The following is a 16,758-nucleotide window of genomic DNA, read 5'->3' as shown; positions in this document are numbered from 1 at the left end:
TCGACCGAAGGAACCGTCATCATGAAACTCATCGTCATCGGCCACGGCATGGTCGGCCACAAGCTCCTCGAATGCGTCGCGGCGCAAGCCGGCGCGGCCGGCGCGCTGCAGGTCACCGTGCTCGGCGAGGAGCCGCGCCCGGCCTACGATCGCGTGCATCTGTCGGAATTCTTCGCCGGCAAGTCGGCGGACGAGCTGTCGCTCGTCGAACCCGGCTTCTTCGCGCGCCATCCGCAATTCGACCTGCGCCTGAACGCGCAAGTCGCATCGATCGACCGCGCCGCGCATACGGTCACGCTCGCGTCGGGCGAAACGCTCGCGTACGACAAGCTGGTGCTCGCCACCGGCTCGCGTCCGTTCGTGCCGCCGGTGCCGGGCCGCGATCGCGCGGGCTGCTTCGTGTACCGGACGATCGAGGATCTCGAAGCGATGCAGGCGTGCGGCGCGCACGCGAAGCGCGGCGTCGTGATCGGCGGCGGGCTGCTCGGCCTCGAATGCGCGAAGGCGCTGCGCGACATGGGGCTTGAAACGCACGTCGTCGAATTCGCGCCGCGCCTGATGGCCGTGCAGGTCGACGACGGCGGCGGCCGGATGCTGCGCGCGAAGATCGAGGCGCTCGGCGTGACCGTGCATACCGGCAAGAACACGCTCGAAATCGTCGACGGCGCCGAAGGCGCGCACCGGATGGCGTTCGCCGACGGCTCGCATCTCGACACCGACATGATCGTGTTCTCGGCCGGCATCCGGCCCCGGGACGAACTGGCCCGCGCGTGCGGGCTCGAGATCGGCCCGCGCGGCGGCATCGCGATCGACGACGCGTGCCGCACGAGCGACGCCGACATCTACGCGATCGGCGAATGCGCGGCCTGGAACGGCATGGTGTACGGCCTCGTCGCGCCCGGCTACGACATGGCGCGCGTGGTCGCGAAGCAGCTCGCGGGCGACGCGGACGAGGCGGCGGAGGCCGCGTTCGCCGGCGCCGACATGAGCACCAAGCTGAAGCTGATGGGCGTCGACGTCGCGAGCATTGGCGACGCGCACGGCACGACGGCCGGCAGCCGCACCTACCAGTACGCGGACGAGCGCCGCCAGGTCTACAAGAAGCTCGTGGTGTCCGACTGCGGCAAGTTCCTGCACGGCGCGGTGATGGTCGGCGATGCGGCCGAGTACGGCACGCTGCTGCAGATGATGCTGAACCGCATCGAGTTGCCCGAGTCGCCGGAATTCCTGATCCTGCCGTCGTCGGACGGCGCGGCGAAGCCGGCGATCGGCGTCGATGCGCTGCCGGAAGGCGCGCAGATCTGCTCGTGCAACAACGTGTCGAAGTCGCAGATCTGCGCGGCCGTCGCAGACGGCGCGACGAGCCTCGGCGCGCTGAAGACGTGCACGGGCGCCGGCACGTCGTGCGGCGGCTGCGTGCCGCTCGTCACGCAGATCATGAAGGCCGAGATGAAGAAGCAGGGCCTCGCGGTCAACAACCATCTGTGCGAGCACTTCCCGTATTCGCGCCAGGAGCTGTTCCATCTGATCCGCGTCGAGCGCATCACGACGTTCGACGCATTGCTGCACAAGCACGGCCGCGGGCTCGGCTGCGACGTGTGCAAGCCGGCCGTCGCGGGCATCCTCGCGTCGTGCTTCAACGAGTTCGTGCTGAAGAGGGAGCACGCGGGCCTGCAGGATTCGAACGACTACTACCTCGCGAACATCCAGCGCGACGGCACGTATTCGGTCGTGCCGCGCATGCCGGGCGGCGAAGTCACGCCGGAAGGGCTGATCGCGGTCGGTCAGGTCGCGAAAAAATATGGCCTCTACACGAAGATCACCGGCGGCCAGCGCGTCGACCTGTTCGGCGCGCGCGTCGAGCAACTGCCGTCGATCTGGGAGGAACTGATCGCGGCCGGCTTCGAATCGGGGCACGCGTACGGCAAGGCGCTGCGTACCGTGAAGTCGTGCGTCGGGTCGACGTGGTGCCGCTACGGCGTCGACGATTCGGTCGGCCTCGCGATCGACCTGGAGAATCGCTACAAGGGGCTGCGCGCGCCGCACAAGATCAAGTTCGGCGTGTCCGGCTGCACGCGCGAGTGCGCGGAAGCGCAGGGCAAGGACGTCGGCATCATCGCGACCGAGAAGGGCTGGAACCTGTACGTGTGCGGCAACGGCGGGATGAAGCCGCGCCACGCGGAACTGCTCGCGTCCGATCTCGATCGCGACACGCTGATCCGCTATATCGACCGCTTCCTGATGTTCTACGTGCGCACGGCCGACCGGCTGCAACGCACCAGCGTGTGGCGCGACAACCTCGAAGGCGGCCTCGATTATCTGGCCGACGTCGTCGTGCACGACAAGCTCGGGATCGCGGCCGAGCTCGAAGCCGACATGCAGCACGTGGTCGACACCTACGAGTGCGAATGGAAGCGCGCCGTCACCGATCCCGACACGCGCAAGCGCTTCCGCCACTTCGTGAACAGCGACGCGCCGGATACGACCATCGAATTCGTCGAGACGCGCGGCCAGATCCGGCCCGCGACGCCCGGCGAGCGCGTGGGCGGCAAGCCCGTGTCGATTCCCGTCGTCGCCGAACCCGCAACCGTTTGACGCTGACCGACACCAGCGTCTTTTCCAAGGAGCCCATCATGAACGATCGTCTTCCGCTGTCCTGGACCCGCGTGTGCCCGCTCGACGACATCGTGCCGAACACCGGCGTATGCGCGCTCGTCAACGGCGAGCAGGTCGCCGTGTTTCACGTCGCGCATGCCGAGGAAGGCGGCGTGTTCGCGATCGACAACGTCGATCCCGTGTCGCAGGCCGCCGTGATGTCGCGCGGGCTGATCGGCAGTCTCGGCGAGCGCGTCGTCGTTGCATCGCCGTTGTACAAGCAGCACTTCGACCTGCGCACCGGCGAATGCCTGGAAGCGCCCGAGAAATCGGTGAGCGCGTATCCGTCGCGGGTCGAGGACGGCTTCGTATGGATTGCGGCCTGAGCGCCCCGGAGCACGCATGACCGCCACCCCCGTCAAGAGCGTGTGCCCGTACTGCGGCGTCGGCTGCGGGATGGTGCTGCACGTCGAGGATGGCGAAGTCGTCAAGGTGTCCGGCGACGCCGACCATCCGACCAACTTCGGGCGGCTGTGCACGAAGGGTTCGTCCGCGCACGTCGCGCTGCGCCGTTCCGGGCGGCTCGACCGCGCGTTCGTGCGCCGCGCCCGCGAGGACGACCTCGTGCCGCTGCCGGCGCGCGACGCGATCGCCGAGACCGCGCGGCGGCTGCGCGCGGTGCTCGATACGCACGGGCCCGATGCGCTGTCGTTCTACGTGTCGGGGCAGATGTCGATCGAGGCGCAATACCTCGTCAACAAGCTCGCGAAGGGCTTCGTCGGTACCAACAACATCGAGTCGAATTCGCGGCTGTGCATGGCGAGCGCGAGCACCGGCTACAAGCAGTCGCTCGGCGCGGACGGCCCGCCCGGGTCGTACGAGGATTTCGATCGCGCGAACCTGTTCTTCGTGATCGGCGCGAACATGGCCGACTGTCACCCGATCCTGTTCCTGCGGATGATGGATCGCGTGAAGGCCGGCGCGAAGCTGATCGTCGTCGATCCGCGCCGCACCGGCACCGCCGACAAGGCCGACCTGTTCCTGCAGATCCGGCCGGGCACCGATCTCGCGCTGACCAACGGGCTCTTGCATCTGCTGCATGCGAACGGGCGCACCGACGCCGCGTTCATCGATACGTACACCGAAGGCTGGGACGCGATGCCCGCGTTCCTCGCCGACTACACGCCCGAGCGCGTCGCCGCGATCACGGGGCTCGCGGAAGCCGAGATCCGCACGGCCGCGCAATGGATCGGCGACGCGCAGGAATGGATGAGCTGCTGGACGATGGGGCTCAACCAGAGCACGCACGGCGTGTGGAACACCAACGCGATCTGCAACCTGCATCTCGCGACCGGCGCGATCTGCCGCCCGGGCAGCGGGCCGTTCTCGCTGACCGGCCAGCCGAACGCGATGGGCGGACGCGAGATGGGCTACATGGGGCCGGGGCTGCCGGGCCAGCGCTCGGTGGCGTCCGATGACGACCGGCGCTTCGTCGAGAACCTGTGGCGCGTGCCGGCCGGCACGCTGCGCAAGGACACCGGCAACGGCACGGTCGACCTGTTCGAGCGGATGGCGGCCGGCGACATCAAGGCATGCTGGATCGTCTGCACGAACCCGGTCGCGACCGTGCCGAACCGGCGCAACGTGATCGCCGGGCTGCAAGCCGCGGAACTCGTGATCGCGCAGGACGCGTTCCTCGACACCGAGACCAACCGCTACGCGGACATCCTGCTGCCCGGCGCGCTGTGGGCCGAGGGCGACGGCGTGATGATCAATTCCGAGCGCAACATGACGCTGATGCGCGCGGCGGTCGCGCCGCCCGGCGACGCGCTGCCCGACTGGCGCATCATCGCGGAAGTCGCGCGCGCGATGGGCTTCGGCGATGCGTTCGACTATGCGTCGGCGGCCGACGTGTTCGACGAGATCGTCCGTTTCTCGAATCCGGCGACCGGCTACGACCTGCGCGGCGCGAGCCACGCGGCGCTGCGCGACGGGCCCGTACAGTGGCCGGTCGCGCCGGGCGCCGCGCGCGAGCGGCACCCGATCCGCTACCTGAACGACGGCGTGAGCCAGCCGCTGCGCACGGCAGCCGACGGCAGCGATGCGCCGCGCATCGTGTTCCCCACGCCGTCGGGCAAGGCGCGCTTTTTCGCGCGGCCGCACGTCGATCCGGCCGAGCTGCCCGACGACACGTTCCCGATCGTGCTGAACACCGGGCGGCTGCAGCATCAGTGGCACACGATGACGAAGACGGGCAAGGTCGCGATGCTGAACAAGCTCAACCCGCGCCCGTTCGTCGAACTGCACCCGGACGATGCGCGCGCGCTCGGCATCGCCGCGAAGGACAGCGTCGAGATCCGTTCGGCGCGCGGCCGCGCGGTGCTGCCGGCCGTCGTGACCGACCGCGTGCGGCGCGGCAACTGCTTCGCGCCGATGCACTGGAACGACGTGTACGGCGACGACCTGTGCATCAACGCGGTGACGAACGACGCGATCGACGCGGAATCGCAGCAACCCGAACTGAAATACTGCGCGGTCGCGCTGACGCGTGTCGACACGGACGCGTTCGCGTCGACCGCCGACGACACGGCGCGCACCGACGCACGCGAGGACGATGCACCGCCCGCGCCCGTGCCCGCGATAGCGCCGATCACGGCCTCACAGGAATCCGACATGGCAGACATCGACACTTTCGCGGCCGCGCTCGGCGTCGCCGATTTCGCGCCGCCGCCGCTGACCGACACCGAGCGGCTGTACGTGGCCGGCCTCGTCAGCGGGTTGAAGGCGAGCGCCGGCCGTCGCGAAGGCAGCGTGCCCGTGCTGCCGGCCGGCGCGCCGCTGACGCCGCCCGTGCGGTTCTGGCTCGACGGCATGCTCGCGGGGCTGTTCAGCCGCTCGCTGCCCGCGCACGCCGCGGAGCGTGCCGCGCCCGCGCTGCCGGCCGACGCTGCCGCGGCCGGCAGCGTGCGCATCGTGCGCCCGCGCCCGAAGGTCACGTTGTTGTGGGCGTCGCAGACCGGCAACATCGAATCGTTGACCGACGATTACGCGACCAAGCTGATGAACGCGGGCTTCGAGATCCGCACCGCGTGCATGTCCGACTATCCGGTCGCGTCGCTGGCCGGCGCGCAATACGTGCTGCTGATGACGAGCACGTTCGGCGACGGCGATGCGCCCGACAACGGCAGCGAGTTTTGGGACGCGTTGCAGGGCGGCAGCGCCGCGCGCCTCGACGGCGTGCATTTCGCGGTGCTCGCGTTCGGCGACCGCAACTACGACCAGTTCTGCGGCCACGGCCGCCGGCTCGACGCGCGGCTCGCGGAACTCGGCGCGGCGCGCCTGTGCGCGCGCGTCGATTGCGACGTCGAATTCCAGCACGATGCCGATCAATGGCTCGAGCGCGTCGTCGCGCGGATCAAGGAGGCCGATGCCGCGCTGCACGCGGTGCCGGCCGGTGGATTGAGCCCGTCGGGGCTGCTGCCGACGAAAGCGCATCCGGCGCCGTCGAAACTCGTCGCGAACCTGCGGCTGAACCGGCCGGGCGCCGCGAAGGACACGCGCTACGTGTCGCTGTCGACCCAGGGCGCGAACCTCGAATACGAAACCGGCGATGCGCTCGGCGTGTGGCCGACCAACTGCCCGGAGCTGGTCGACGAGCTGCTGTCCGTCACCGCGCTGAAGGCCGATGCACCCGTGTCGGTGCCGGGCGTCGGCGACATCCGGCTCGGCGATGCGCTCGCGCGCCACTTCGACATCACGCGCCCGCATCCGGACACGCTGGCCTTCATCGCGTCGCGCAGCGCGAACGGCGCGCTGAAGTCGTTGCTCGGCGACGATCGCAAGGCCGACCTCAAGCAATGGTTGTGGGGGCAACAGCTTGCGGACGTGCTGCACGAATACCCGGTCGAGCTGTCGGGCGCGGAGCTGGTCGGCATGCTCAAGCGCATGCAGCCGCGCCTGTATTCGATCGCGTCGAGCCCGAGCGCGCACGCGGGCGAGATTCACCTGACCGTGTCGGCCGTGCGCTATCACAACGGCCGGCGCGCGCGCAAAGGCGTCGCGTCGACGTTCCTCGCCGATCGCGCGGACGACGGCCGCGTGCCCGTGTTCGTGCAGAAGTCCGCGCATTTCCGGCCGCCGGTGAACGGCGACGTGCCGATCGTGATGGTCGGGCCGGGCACCGGCGTCGCGCCGTTCCGCGGCTTCCTGCACGAGCGGCAGGCGCGCGGCGCGCGCGGGCGCAACTGGCTGTTCTTCGGCGAGCAGCACGCGCAGACCGACTTCTACTACGGCGACGAGCTGAGCGCGATGCGCGACAGCGGGTTCCTCACGCGGCTCGATCTCGCGTTCTCGCGCGACCAGGCCGACAAGGTCTACGTGCAGGACCGGATGCGCGAGCAGGGCGCCGAGCTGTTCGCATGGCTGGAGGAAGGCGCGCACTTCTACGTGTGCGGCGACGCCGCGCGGATGGCGAAGGACGTCGATACGGCGCTGAAGGCGATCGTCGCCACGCACGGCGGCATGTCGGACGAAGCCGCGAACGACTACGTCGCGCGGCTTTCGAAGGCACGGCGCTACATGCGCGACGTGTATTGAATCGGGTGAGCGGCGGGCGGTTGTCAGCCAGTTTCGCGGGCAGGTTGATTGCTGGCGCTCCCATGCGCGCGCCTGATCGGCGTGCACGAACGCTTCGAGCGGAAACGCCAGCCGCTCGGGCGCGGCGTCACCGCATCGGCCACTCGCTGCAGCAATGGACCCGGCGGCGCATGATGGCGGCTCCCCCACGAAGCCATGGAGTCGCGTGATGACCGTCTTCCCGCATTTTCCGATTCGAACGTTCGTGATTGCCGCCGCGTTGGCGGCCACCGCGGTTTCCAGCGCACCGGCCATCGGCCAGAAGTCGACGGTGCCGGCAGGTTCGGCCGCTGCGACGCCCGACAATGCGGTGCTGCTGACCGTGTTCCTGAAGCACGACCAGTCGCGCCCGCTTGCCGAACTGAATGCGCAACTCGCGAAGCAGGGGTTCTACAAGGCGTTTCCGCCGCCGGGCGTCGAGGTGGTGAGCTGGACGGTGACGATGGGGATCGGGCAGATCGTCGTGCTGCGGCTGCCGGCGTCGCGGCTGCGCGAGGTCAACCGCGTGCTCGAGGATACGGCCTGGGGCGCGTACCGGACGGAGTTCTACCCGACATACGACTACAAGGCGATCGGGATGGGGAGCATGAGCGGGCGAAGTAACGCGCGGTGGCGTATGTCCGTACCGGCGGTGCGCCGCGGAGGGGCGCGGCGAATCGGCCCGCCGCCATTCCGCACCGCGCCGCGCCCTCGCGTTTTCGTCCTCACCCGGCGGGCTCGGCGCGGTAAATTCCACCGAAATGCATCACAAGTCATTCATCCGATGAAAAAACTACCTCCGTTGCCGGTATGATGCGCACCTTGCGTTCGTGGGACGCACGGTTTCTTTATGCGTTTCGATGCGCGAGAAACCACAAATCCGCACAAAGGTGACGTGAAAGATTCTGTAATATAAGTTCCGTATACTCGTAAGTTCTGATCCAGGCGCCGCGCCCGTCTTCGGCCGGCCGCCCATGCAGAACAACCAGACTGGTCGCCGCCCGGCCAACCCGCGCCGCGACACGCTATGCACCACCACTGAACACGTTATGTCTTCCCGCCACCCTGGTTCGCCCGGCCGTGCCGAGGCGGTGATCGCCCGTGCCCGGGCGCTGATCCGCCACGAGCGCGTGCTGTCGCCGCTGCTCGCGCTCGGCATCGGCCTGCTGCTGATCGTGGTTTTCCAGCATCTGTCGGAATCCGTCGACTACCGGTCCGTGATCCGGCAGCTGCGTCACATGTCCATCGGCGAATGGGGCGCGTCGCTGGCCGCGACGGCCCTCAGCTATCTCGCGCTCGTCGCCCGCGATGCGGTCGGCCTGCGCTATGTCGCGGCGAAGGTGCCGCGCGTCGCGCTGTGGATCGGCGCGATCGCCGGTTCCGCGCTGGGCAACGCGACCGGCTTCGGTGCGTTGACGGGCGGGGCCGTGCGTGCGCGCGTGTACGGCGTGTCGGGCGTCACGCCCGCCCAGATCGGCCGGATGACGGTGTTTACGAGCGGCACGCTGGCGCTCGCGATGGTGTTGATGACGGCGGTCGGCATGGTGTGCGTGCCGGAGGCGCTCGCCGCGATGCTGCACGTCGCGCCCGGCGTGCTCACGTGGACGGGCGCCGCGTTGCTCGTCGCGCTTGCCGCGCTGGTCGTGCTTTGCGGCAAGACTGCGCGCCCGGTCGTCACGCGCTTCAAATGGCTGTCGTTCGACGTGCCGTCGCGGCGCGATCTCGTCGCGCAGGTCGTCTATGCGGTGCTCGACGTCGCCGCCGCGGGCCTGACGCTGTGGGTATTGCTGCCGGCGGCGCCCGTCGGTTTCCCGACCTTCATCACCGTCTACGCGGCGGCCTTGCTGCTCGGGATGATCGGCCATACGCCGGGCGGGATCGGCGTGTTCGAAGCGGCGATGGTCTTCACGCTCGGTCGCGAAGTGCCCGCGCATGCGATGGTTGCCGCGCTGATCGCGTATCGCGCGATCTACTTCGGCGTGCCGCTCGTGCTGTCGGCCGGCCTGCTGGCCGGTTTCGAGGGCCGCGCGCTGCGGCGCCGGCTCGTGACGCGGCAGGCCGTGCGCGTGTCGCAGCTCGCGCCGGTGTTCCTGAGCCTCGTGACATTCGCGGTCGGCGGGATGCTGGTGATCTCGAGCGCGACGCCCGCGTTCTGGCACCGGATCGCGATCCTGCGCCACATCGTGCCGCTGTGGGTGCTCGAAGGCTCGCAGGTGATCTGCAGCGTGCTCGGCGTCGCGCTGCTGTTCGTCGCGCGCGGGCTGCTGCGCCGGCTCGACGGCGCGTGGTGGATGACCTTCGCGTTGACGCTCGCGAGCCTCGCGCTGTCGCTGGCCAAGGGCCTCGCGTTCGTCGAGGCCGGCGTGCTCGGCACGCTGCTCGTGCTGCTGCTCGTCAGCCGTCGCCGGTTCAACCGTCATTCGTCGCTGCTCGCCGAGCGCTTCACCGTCAGCTGGTTCGTGTCGGTGGCGATGGTGCTGATGCTGGCCGTGTGGGTGCTGTTCTTCGCGTTCCGCGACGTGCCGTACACGCGCGATCTGTGGTCGCATTTCTCGTTCGATGCGCGCGCGCCGCGGGCGCTGCGCGCGACGCTCGCGTCCGGCGTGTTCGTCGCGCTGTTCGCGCTGTGGCAACTGCTGCGCCCGGCGCCCGGGCGTTTCGTGAAACCCGCGGAGCAGGACCTGATCGACGCGGAGCAGATCATTCGCGCGCAGGAGTGCAGCGACGCGGGCCTCGCGCTGATGGGCGACAAGTCGTTCCTGTTTTCCGAATCGCGTCGCGCGTTCCTGATGTACGCGAAGAACGGCCGCACGTGGGCCGCGCTGCACGACCCGGTCGGCCCGCGTGAAGAGTGGCCGGCGCTGATCAGCAAGTTCATCGCGCTCGCACACGCGCACAGCGGCCGCGCGGCGTTCTACCAGGTGCGCGCGAACGCGTTGCCGCTGTATCTCGACGCGGGGCTCACGCTGATGAAGCTCGGCGAGGAAGCGCATATCGCGCTCGACCAGTTCGACCTGAAGGGATCGAACCGGTCGCACCTGCGCTACGCGCTGCGCCGCGGCGACAAGGATGCGCTGACGGTCGAGGTGATCGCGCCGGGCGACGTACCGGCCGCGCTGCCGGCGCTGCGCGACATCTCCGACGGCTGGCTCGACAGCCGCGATGCGCGCGAGAAGAGCTTCTCGGTGGCCGCGTTCCACGACGGCTATCTGTCGACGCAGTCGGTGATGCTGGTGCGGCAGGCCGACAAGCCGATCGCGTTCGTCACGTTCATGACGACCGACCTGAACACCGAGGCGACGGTCGGCGTGATGCGCCATCTGCCGGAGGCTTCGCCGTACGCGATGGAGTATTTGTTTACGCAGCTCGCGCTGCATCTGAAGGAAGCGGGGTTCCGCAAGCTGAGCCTGGGCATCGCGCCGTTCTCGGGGATGGGGGCGGCGAAGATGCCGTCGCCGTTCCACCGGCTCGGCCTGATGGTCTGGCGCTTCGGCGGCCGCTTCTACAACTTCCGCGGCTTGCGCGCTTTCAAGAGCAAGTTCGAACCGCACTGGGAGCCGCGTTATCTCGCGGCCTCGGGCTCGGTCGGCGTGTTCGTCACGCTGGCGGATCTGTCATTGCTGGCTGGAGGTCGGCGTTCATGATGTCGAAGAAGTTAATCGCGAGGGCGGCAGCCGCCTGCGCGGGAATGATGTTGGCCGGCGCCGCGTGCGCCGCGCAGCCGGCCGCAGTGAAAGCCGAAACTGTCTCTGGCGGCCGCTACGGGCCTGTGACCGTGACCAAGCCGAGCGGGCCGCTGCGCGGTTTCGTCGTGCTGTTCTCGCGTGAGGCCGGCTGGCATGCCGCCGATCAGCAGGCGGCCGACGCGCTCGCGAAAGCCGGGGCGATGACGGTCGGCGTCGATTCCGGGCGTTACGCGGCGAATCTCGCCGCGAAGCAGGAGGCCTGCCATCACCTCGACGGCGACGCCGAGGCGGTCAGTCATCAACTCGAACGGCTTGCGCAGTCGTCGCGCTATTTCACGCCGATCGTCGCGGGCGTGGGCCAGGGCGGCGCGATCGCGAAGCAGATCCTGTCGATGGCGCCGGAGAACACGATCGCCGGCGTCGTCGCGGTCGGTTCGGCCGCGAAGCTCGATCCGCGCTTCAAGCCGTGCCCGCCCGATTCGACGATCGTGCGCCGTGCGATGCCGGGTTTCGTCGAAACGGCTGCCGCGGGCGACACCGCGAAGCTCGTATCGCTCGTCACGTCGCACCTGCGCGACACCAGCAGCAGCGACGAACTCGACGTGTCGGACCTGCCGCTCGTCGAGCTGCCGGCCAAGGGCGGCAGCGACCGGCTCGCGATCGTGATCTCGGGCGACGGCGGCTGGCGCGATCTCGACAAGACGATCGCCGAGGCGCTGCAGCGCGACGGCGTGTCGGTGGTCGGCATCGACGCGCTGCGTTACTTCTGGAGCGAGAAGCCGCCCGCGCAGGTGAGCCGCGATCTGGCCCGCGTGATGCGCACCTACACGGCGCGCTGGCATGCGAACCGCGTGGCGCTGGTCGGCTACTCGTTCGGCGCCGACGTGATGCCGTTCGCGTACAACCGGCTGCCCGCCGACCTGCGCGACAAGGTCGCGGTGATGTCGCTGCTCGGCTTCGCGCCGTCGGCCGATTTCCAGATCCGCGTGACGGGCTGGCTCGGCATGCCCGCGAGCGACAAGGCGCTGAAGGTCGCGCCGGAAATCGCGAAGGTGCCGCCGGCGCTCGTGCAGTGCTTCTATGGCGCGGAAGAGACGGACACGATGTGCCCGGCGCTCGCGAACACGGGCGCCGACGTGATCAAGACGCAGGGCGATCACCACTTCGGCCGCGATTACATCGCGCTCGAGAAGAAGATCCTCGGCGGGTTCGGCAAGCCGGCGGCGGCGCGCTGAACGCCGGCGGCGCCCGCGTGACGGCGGGCGCCGGCCGGTTTTGCTTCCGGTTCATCGTACGGGCGGCCAGCGAGCCGCCCGTTTCATTTTCCGGGCTGCGCTGTCGCGTCCTGCGGCGGCATCGTCGTTCTCGCATCGCGCTGATAGAAGCCCGGAAACCGGTCGAGCTGCCGCCGTGCGGCCGTGAGGTCGGTGTCGTCGCCGAGCACCGCGCTCGAAAACCCCGTGCGTTCCATCAGCAGCAACTGGTCGACCAGGACGTCGCCGGTCGCGCGCAGGTCGCCGGCGAAGCCGTAGCGCTTGCGCAGCAGGTAGGCCTGGCTGTATGCGCGGCCGTCGGTGAACGACGGAAACTGCAGGTCGATGCGCTCGGCCTGCGCGATGCGCGCGGCGAGCGGCGGCAGTGCCTCGTCGTTGCCGATCGTCAGCGTCGTCGCGCCGTGCTGCTCTGTATCGTCGGCATGGTCGGCCGGCGTCAGCAGCCGGATGCGTTCGTTTGCGTTCGCGATCTCGTGGTTCATACGGGTTCTTCCTGATGACGTGCGGCGTTCGCGGCGGCCTTGAACGGCTCCGTGCCGACGCGGCGCACCGTGTCGATGAATCGTTCGCTGCGGCCGTTCGCGTCGACGCGCGCGTCGAGATACGCGTTGACGATCGCGTCGACGACGTCGACGATCTCGTCCGCCGAAAACGACGGGCCGATCACCTTGCCCGGCCGCGCGGGGCCGCTTGCGATCGAGCCGTCCGACCCGCCGAGCGTGACCTGGTACCACTCCGCGCCGTCCTTGTCGACGCCGAGGATGCCGAGGTGGCCGCTGTGATGATGGCCGCACGAGTTGATGCAGCCGCTGATGTGCAGGTCGATGTCGCCGATGTCGTGCAGCAGGTCGAGATCGTCGAAGCGCTCGGCGATCGCGTCGGCGACCGGAATCGAGCGGGCGTTCGCGAGCGCGCAGAAATCGCCGCCCGGGCACGCGATCATGTCGGTCAGCAGCCTGACATTCGCGCTCGCGAGCCCGATCGCGCGGGCGTTTTCCCACAGCAGGAACAGGTCGTCGACGTGTACCCACGGCAGCACGACGTTCTGCGTGTGCGTGACGCGCGCCTCGCCGGCCGAGAAGCGGTCGGCGAGATCGGCGAGCGCGTCGAGCTGGTCCGGCGACGCGTCGCCGGGCGCCTGCAGGCGGCGCTTGAACGACAGCGTGACGATGCGCAGCGCCGGGTCGCGATGATCGGCGACATTGCGGGCGAGCCAGCGCGCGAACGCCGGATGACGGCTCGCCTGCGCGGACACGCGCGCGTTCGCGTCCGCGAGCTCGAGCGTGCGCGGCTTCAACCGCGGCGGGACGAACGACGCGGCGACGCGATCGAATTCGGCTTGCGGGATCGTGTGCGGGCCGCCGTCGTGGACGACGATCTGGCGGAACTCTTCCTCGACGTCGTCGATGTAGCGTTGCCCCTCGGTCTTCACGAGAATCTTGATCCGCGCCTTGTACTTGTTGTCGCGCCGCCCGTAGCGGTTGTACACGCGGACGATCGCCTCGATGTAGTTCATCACGTGCTGCCACGGCAGGAACGCGCGCAGCAGCGTCGCGATCGTCGGCGTGCGGCCCATCCCGCCGCCTACGCTCACGCGAAAGCCGAGCGCGCCCGCGTCGTCGCGCACGAGCTTCAGCCCGACGTCGTGCCAGTCGGTCGCCGCGCGGTCTTCGGTCGCGCCCGTGATCGCGATCTTGAACTTGCGCGGCAGGAACGCGAATTCCGGGTGCAGCGTCGTCCACTGGCGCATCACTTCGGCGAACGGGCGCGGATCGGCGATCTCGTCCGGCGCGACGCCCGCGCGTTCGTCGCACGAAATGTTGCGGATGCAATTGCCGCTCGTCTGGATGCCGTGCATGTCGACGGTCGCGAGCAGGTCCATCACGTCGGCCGCCTTCGCCAGCGGAATCCAGTTGAACTGCACGTTGGTGCGCGTCGTGAAGTGCGCGCTGCGGGTCGGCAGGCGCAACGTGCCGAGCAACGCCTGCGCGTCGCACGCGGCGCGGTAGGTGGCGTCGTCGGGTACGTCGTAGTCGCGCGCGATCCGCGCGAGCATGCGAAGCTGCGCGCTCGACAACTCGCCGTACGGCACCGCGACGCGCAGCATCGGCGCGTGGCGCTGCACGTACCAGCCGTTCTGCAGGCGCAGCGGCCGGAACGCGTCCTCGCCGAGCGTGCCTTGCTGCCAGCGTTCGAGCTGGTCGCGGAACTGGGCGGCGCGGCTGTGCACGAGCGCCCGGTCGAAATCGGTATATCGATACATGACGTGATACGCGAGAGGCGCCACGGCGCATGGCGCGCGGCGCGGGAAGGCGTTGCGACGGATGTCAGGCAACGGAAGACAGCGTAGGGAACGCGATGCGGCGCGACAAGCAGCAGATCGGAACGAAAAAGACGCAGCAGATGGCCGGCGGGGCGCCGGCGTGGGCCGGGCATGCGCGCATGCCCACGGCCGACGTCACGCGTCGACAACGAGCGCCGGATCGAGCGCGCGAATGCGCTGGTCGATGAAGTAGCCGCCGCCTTCCTGGTAGCGCAGGAACAGGCGGCCGCACGCGCGACAGCGGCTGACGGCGCAGCGGTTGTACGGGAAATGGCGCGGCGCGATCGGCGCGTCGTCCGACGCGTAACGCGTGCCGGCCGGATGATATTCCGCGTAGGTCGGCTCGGGTTCGCCCGGCGGGATGAGCGTGGCCACTTCGATCAGTTGGGTGTCCGGCAGCGACAGCGGCAGGGTCGTCCAGCCGGCGAGCGAGGTCTTCGTGCACGTGCACGGCTGCGTGACGTGCGCCGCTTCGGCCGTCAGTTTCAGCAGCGCGTCGTGATCGAGGTAAGGCAATTGGCTCATGGGCAATCGGGAAAGGGCGGCGGGACCTGCAATGTAACCCGCGTACGGATCGTCTGCATGGCCGTGACGCGGCCGGCGCAGCACGCGTTGCGCGATCAGCCTGCCTTGCGAACCGACGGCTGCGCGACCAGTTCGCCGAGCACGTGGATCGCGCGCTCGATGTCGTGGCTCCACGGATGGCCGAAATTCACGCGCACGCAGCGCTCGAAGCCGTGCGCGGCCGAAAACAGCGGGCCCGGCGCGAAGCTGATGCCGCGTTCGATCGCCTGGCGATGCAACTCCATCGCGTCGATCGCGTCGGGAAACGCGAGCCACAGAAAATACCCGCCGTCGGGCCGTACCCATTCGACGCCGGCCGGCAGCCAGCGCCGCAGCGCGTCGTCCATCCGGTCGAGCTGCGTGTGCAGCGCGCCGCGCAGCTTGCGCAGGTGCCGGTCGTAGCCGCCGTGCTCGAGATAGTTCGCGATGCCGGCCTGCGCGGGAATGCTGGCCGACAGCGTCGTCATCAGCTTGAGCCGCTGCACCTTCTCCGCGAACCGGCCCGCGGCGGCCCAGCCGATCCGGTAGCCGGGCGCGAGCGTTTTCGAGAACGAACTGCAGTGCATCACGAGGCCATGACGGTCGAACGCGCGGGCGGGCAGCGGATAGTCCGGGCCGAAATGCAGTTCGCCGTACACGTCGTCCTCGATCAGCGGCACGTTGCGCGCCGCGAGCAATTCGACGAGCGCGCGCTTTTTTTCGGCGGTCAGCGTGACGCCGGTCGGGTTCTGGAAATTGGTCATGAACCAGCACGCGCGGATGTCGTGCCGGTCGAGCGCGTTCGCGAGCGCATCGAGATCGAGGCCCGTGCGCGGATCGACGGGAATCTCGACCGCGCGCAGGTCGAGCCGCTCGATTGCCTGCAACGCCGCATAGAAGCCCGGTGCTTCGACGGCGACGACGTCGCCGGGGCGCGTCACCGCCATCAGGCACAGGTTCAGTGCTTCGAGCGCGCCGTTCGTGACGACGATTTCGTCGATCGGCTGCGAGATGCCGGTCGCGAGATAGCGCCGCGCGATCTGCTGGCGCAGCGCCTCGTTGCCGGGCGGCAGGTCGACGACCGTGCTCCACGGGCTCACGAGCCGCGTGGCCTGCGCGAGCGACTTCGCCAGGCGCGGCAGCGGAAACAGCTGCGGCGCCGGGAATGCGGAGCCGAGCGGCACGATGCCGGGCTGCGTGGCCGCATCGAGCACGGAGAACACGAGGCTGCTGATGTCGACCTTGCGCGTGACGCCGGCACGGCTCGCGCGGCGTTTCGTCGTCGGGCTCGCGGCCGGCTGGGCGCCCGGCGCGACGTAGTAGCCCGAGCGTTCGCGCGCGCGGATCAGTCCCCACTGTTCGAGCAGGTAGTACGCGCGAAACACCGTCGACTGGCTTACGCCATGCTGCGCGATGATCTGCCGCAGCGACGGCAGGCGCGTGCCGACTGCAAGGTTGCCGTTGCGGATGTCGTCGGCGATCGTGTGGGCGAGGGTTTCGTAGCGTTTCATCGGCGTGGGCGGAGCGCGTCGTCGCCGTGCGCGGGCCGGAGCGGCGCCGCGCCGTCGGGCGCGGCACATTGTCCGATGCGCGGCCTGAAAAGGAAAGGCGCGGCCCCCCCACACGGGCCCCTGTAATTGGGGGACGTTCGGCCGCGAGGCCCGCGAATATGCGCGATGTGCGGCTTGTTCCGATTGCGTGACCCTGCGTTTTATGGTCTCGT

9 protein-coding genes and 1 pseudogene are annotated in these 16,758 nt (G+C 69.2%); 6 read left to right on the top strand and 4 right to left on the bottom strand.

Annotated elements, in window-relative coordinates; all coding sequences use genetic code 11:
- Positions 1 to 21 precede the first annotated feature (21 nt).
- The 6 genes and pseudogenes from nirB (at position 22) to HWX55_RS11050 (ending at position 12,130) form a co-directional block, all read left to right on the top strand.
- A complete protein-coding gene (gene nirB / locus HWX55_RS11075; RefSeq protein ID WP_175975612.1) occupies positions 22 to 2,595 on the top strand; it encodes a nitrite reductase large subunit NirB in 2,574 nt (857 codons plus the stop codon).
- Between the two features lie 38 nt (positions 2,596 to 2,633).
- Positions 2,634 to 2,981, top strand: a complete 348-nt coding sequence (nirD, locus tag HWX55_RS11070) for a nitrite reductase small subunit NirD (RefSeq protein WP_050012744.1) — start codon at positions 2,634 to 2,636, stop codon at positions 2,979 to 2,981.
- Between the two features lie 16 nt (positions 2,982 to 2,997).
- Positions 2,998 to 7,191 (top strand): bifunctional nitrate reductase/sulfite reductase flavoprotein subunit alpha, encoded by a 4,194-nt coding sequence (locus tag HWX55_RS11065; protein WP_175975611.1) that lies wholly within the window; start codon positions 2,998 to 3,000, stop codon positions 7,189 to 7,191.
- Positions 7,192 to 7,399: 208 nt separating this feature from the next.
- Positions 7,400 to 7,833 (top strand): annotated as a pseudogene (locus HWX55_RS11060) (hypothetical protein).
- Positions 7,834 to 8,258: 425 nt separating this feature from the next.
- Complete coding sequence (mprF, locus tag HWX55_RS11055; protein ID WP_175975610.1) at positions 8,259 to 10,853, top strand: bifunctional lysylphosphatidylglycerol flippase/synthetase MprF; 2,595 nt, start codon at positions 8,259 to 8,261, stop codon at positions 10,851 to 10,853.
- Positions 10,850 to 12,130, top strand: a complete 1,281-nt coding sequence (locus HWX55_RS11050; protein WP_175975609.1) for a virulence factor family protein — start codon at positions 10,850 to 10,852, stop codon at positions 12,128 to 12,130. The genes mprF and HWX55_RS11050 overlap by 4 nt, the downstream gene beginning before the upstream one ends.
- Positions 12,131 to 12,213: 83 nt before the next feature.
- Here HWX55_RS11050 and HWX55_RS11045 read toward each other — a convergent pair whose 3' ends face one another.
- The 4 genes from HWX55_RS11045 to HWX55_RS11030 form a co-directional block, all read right to left on the bottom strand.
- Entirely contained in the window at positions 12,214 to 12,651 is a 438-nt protein-coding gene (locus HWX55_RS11045; RefSeq protein ID WP_175975608.1) for a DUF934 domain-containing protein, read from the bottom strand.
- On the bottom strand, positions 12,648 to 14,432 hold the full coding sequence (locus HWX55_RS11040) for a nitrite/sulfite reductase (protein WP_175975607.1): 1,785 nt from the start codon (positions 14,430 to 14,432) through the stop codon (positions 12,648 to 12,650). The genes HWX55_RS11045 and HWX55_RS11040 overlap by 4 nt, the downstream gene beginning before the upstream one ends.
- Positions 14,433 to 14,627: 195 nt before the next feature.
- Positions 14,628 to 15,017, bottom strand: a complete 390-nt coding sequence (locus HWX55_RS11035; RefSeq protein WP_175975606.1) for a hypothetical protein — start codon at positions 15,015 to 15,017, stop codon at positions 14,628 to 14,630.
- A gap of 95 nt (positions 15,018 to 15,112) precedes the next feature.
- Positions 15,113 to 16,546 (bottom strand): PLP-dependent aminotransferase family protein, encoded by a 1,434-nt coding sequence (locus tag HWX55_RS11030; RefSeq protein WP_175975605.1) that lies wholly within the window; start codon positions 16,544 to 16,546, stop codon positions 15,113 to 15,115.
- Positions 16,547 to 16,758: the final 212 nt, after the last annotated feature.

It is taken from the genome of Burkholderia sp. BCC1047, assembly GCF_902833155.1.
GTDB classification, from domain to species: Bacteria; Pseudomonadota; Gammaproteobacteria; order Burkholderiales; family Burkholderiaceae; genus Burkholderia; species Burkholderia sola.
Note: the sequence above shows the minus strand (reverse complement) of the source record. Positions and strands in the feature narration are given on the sequence as shown.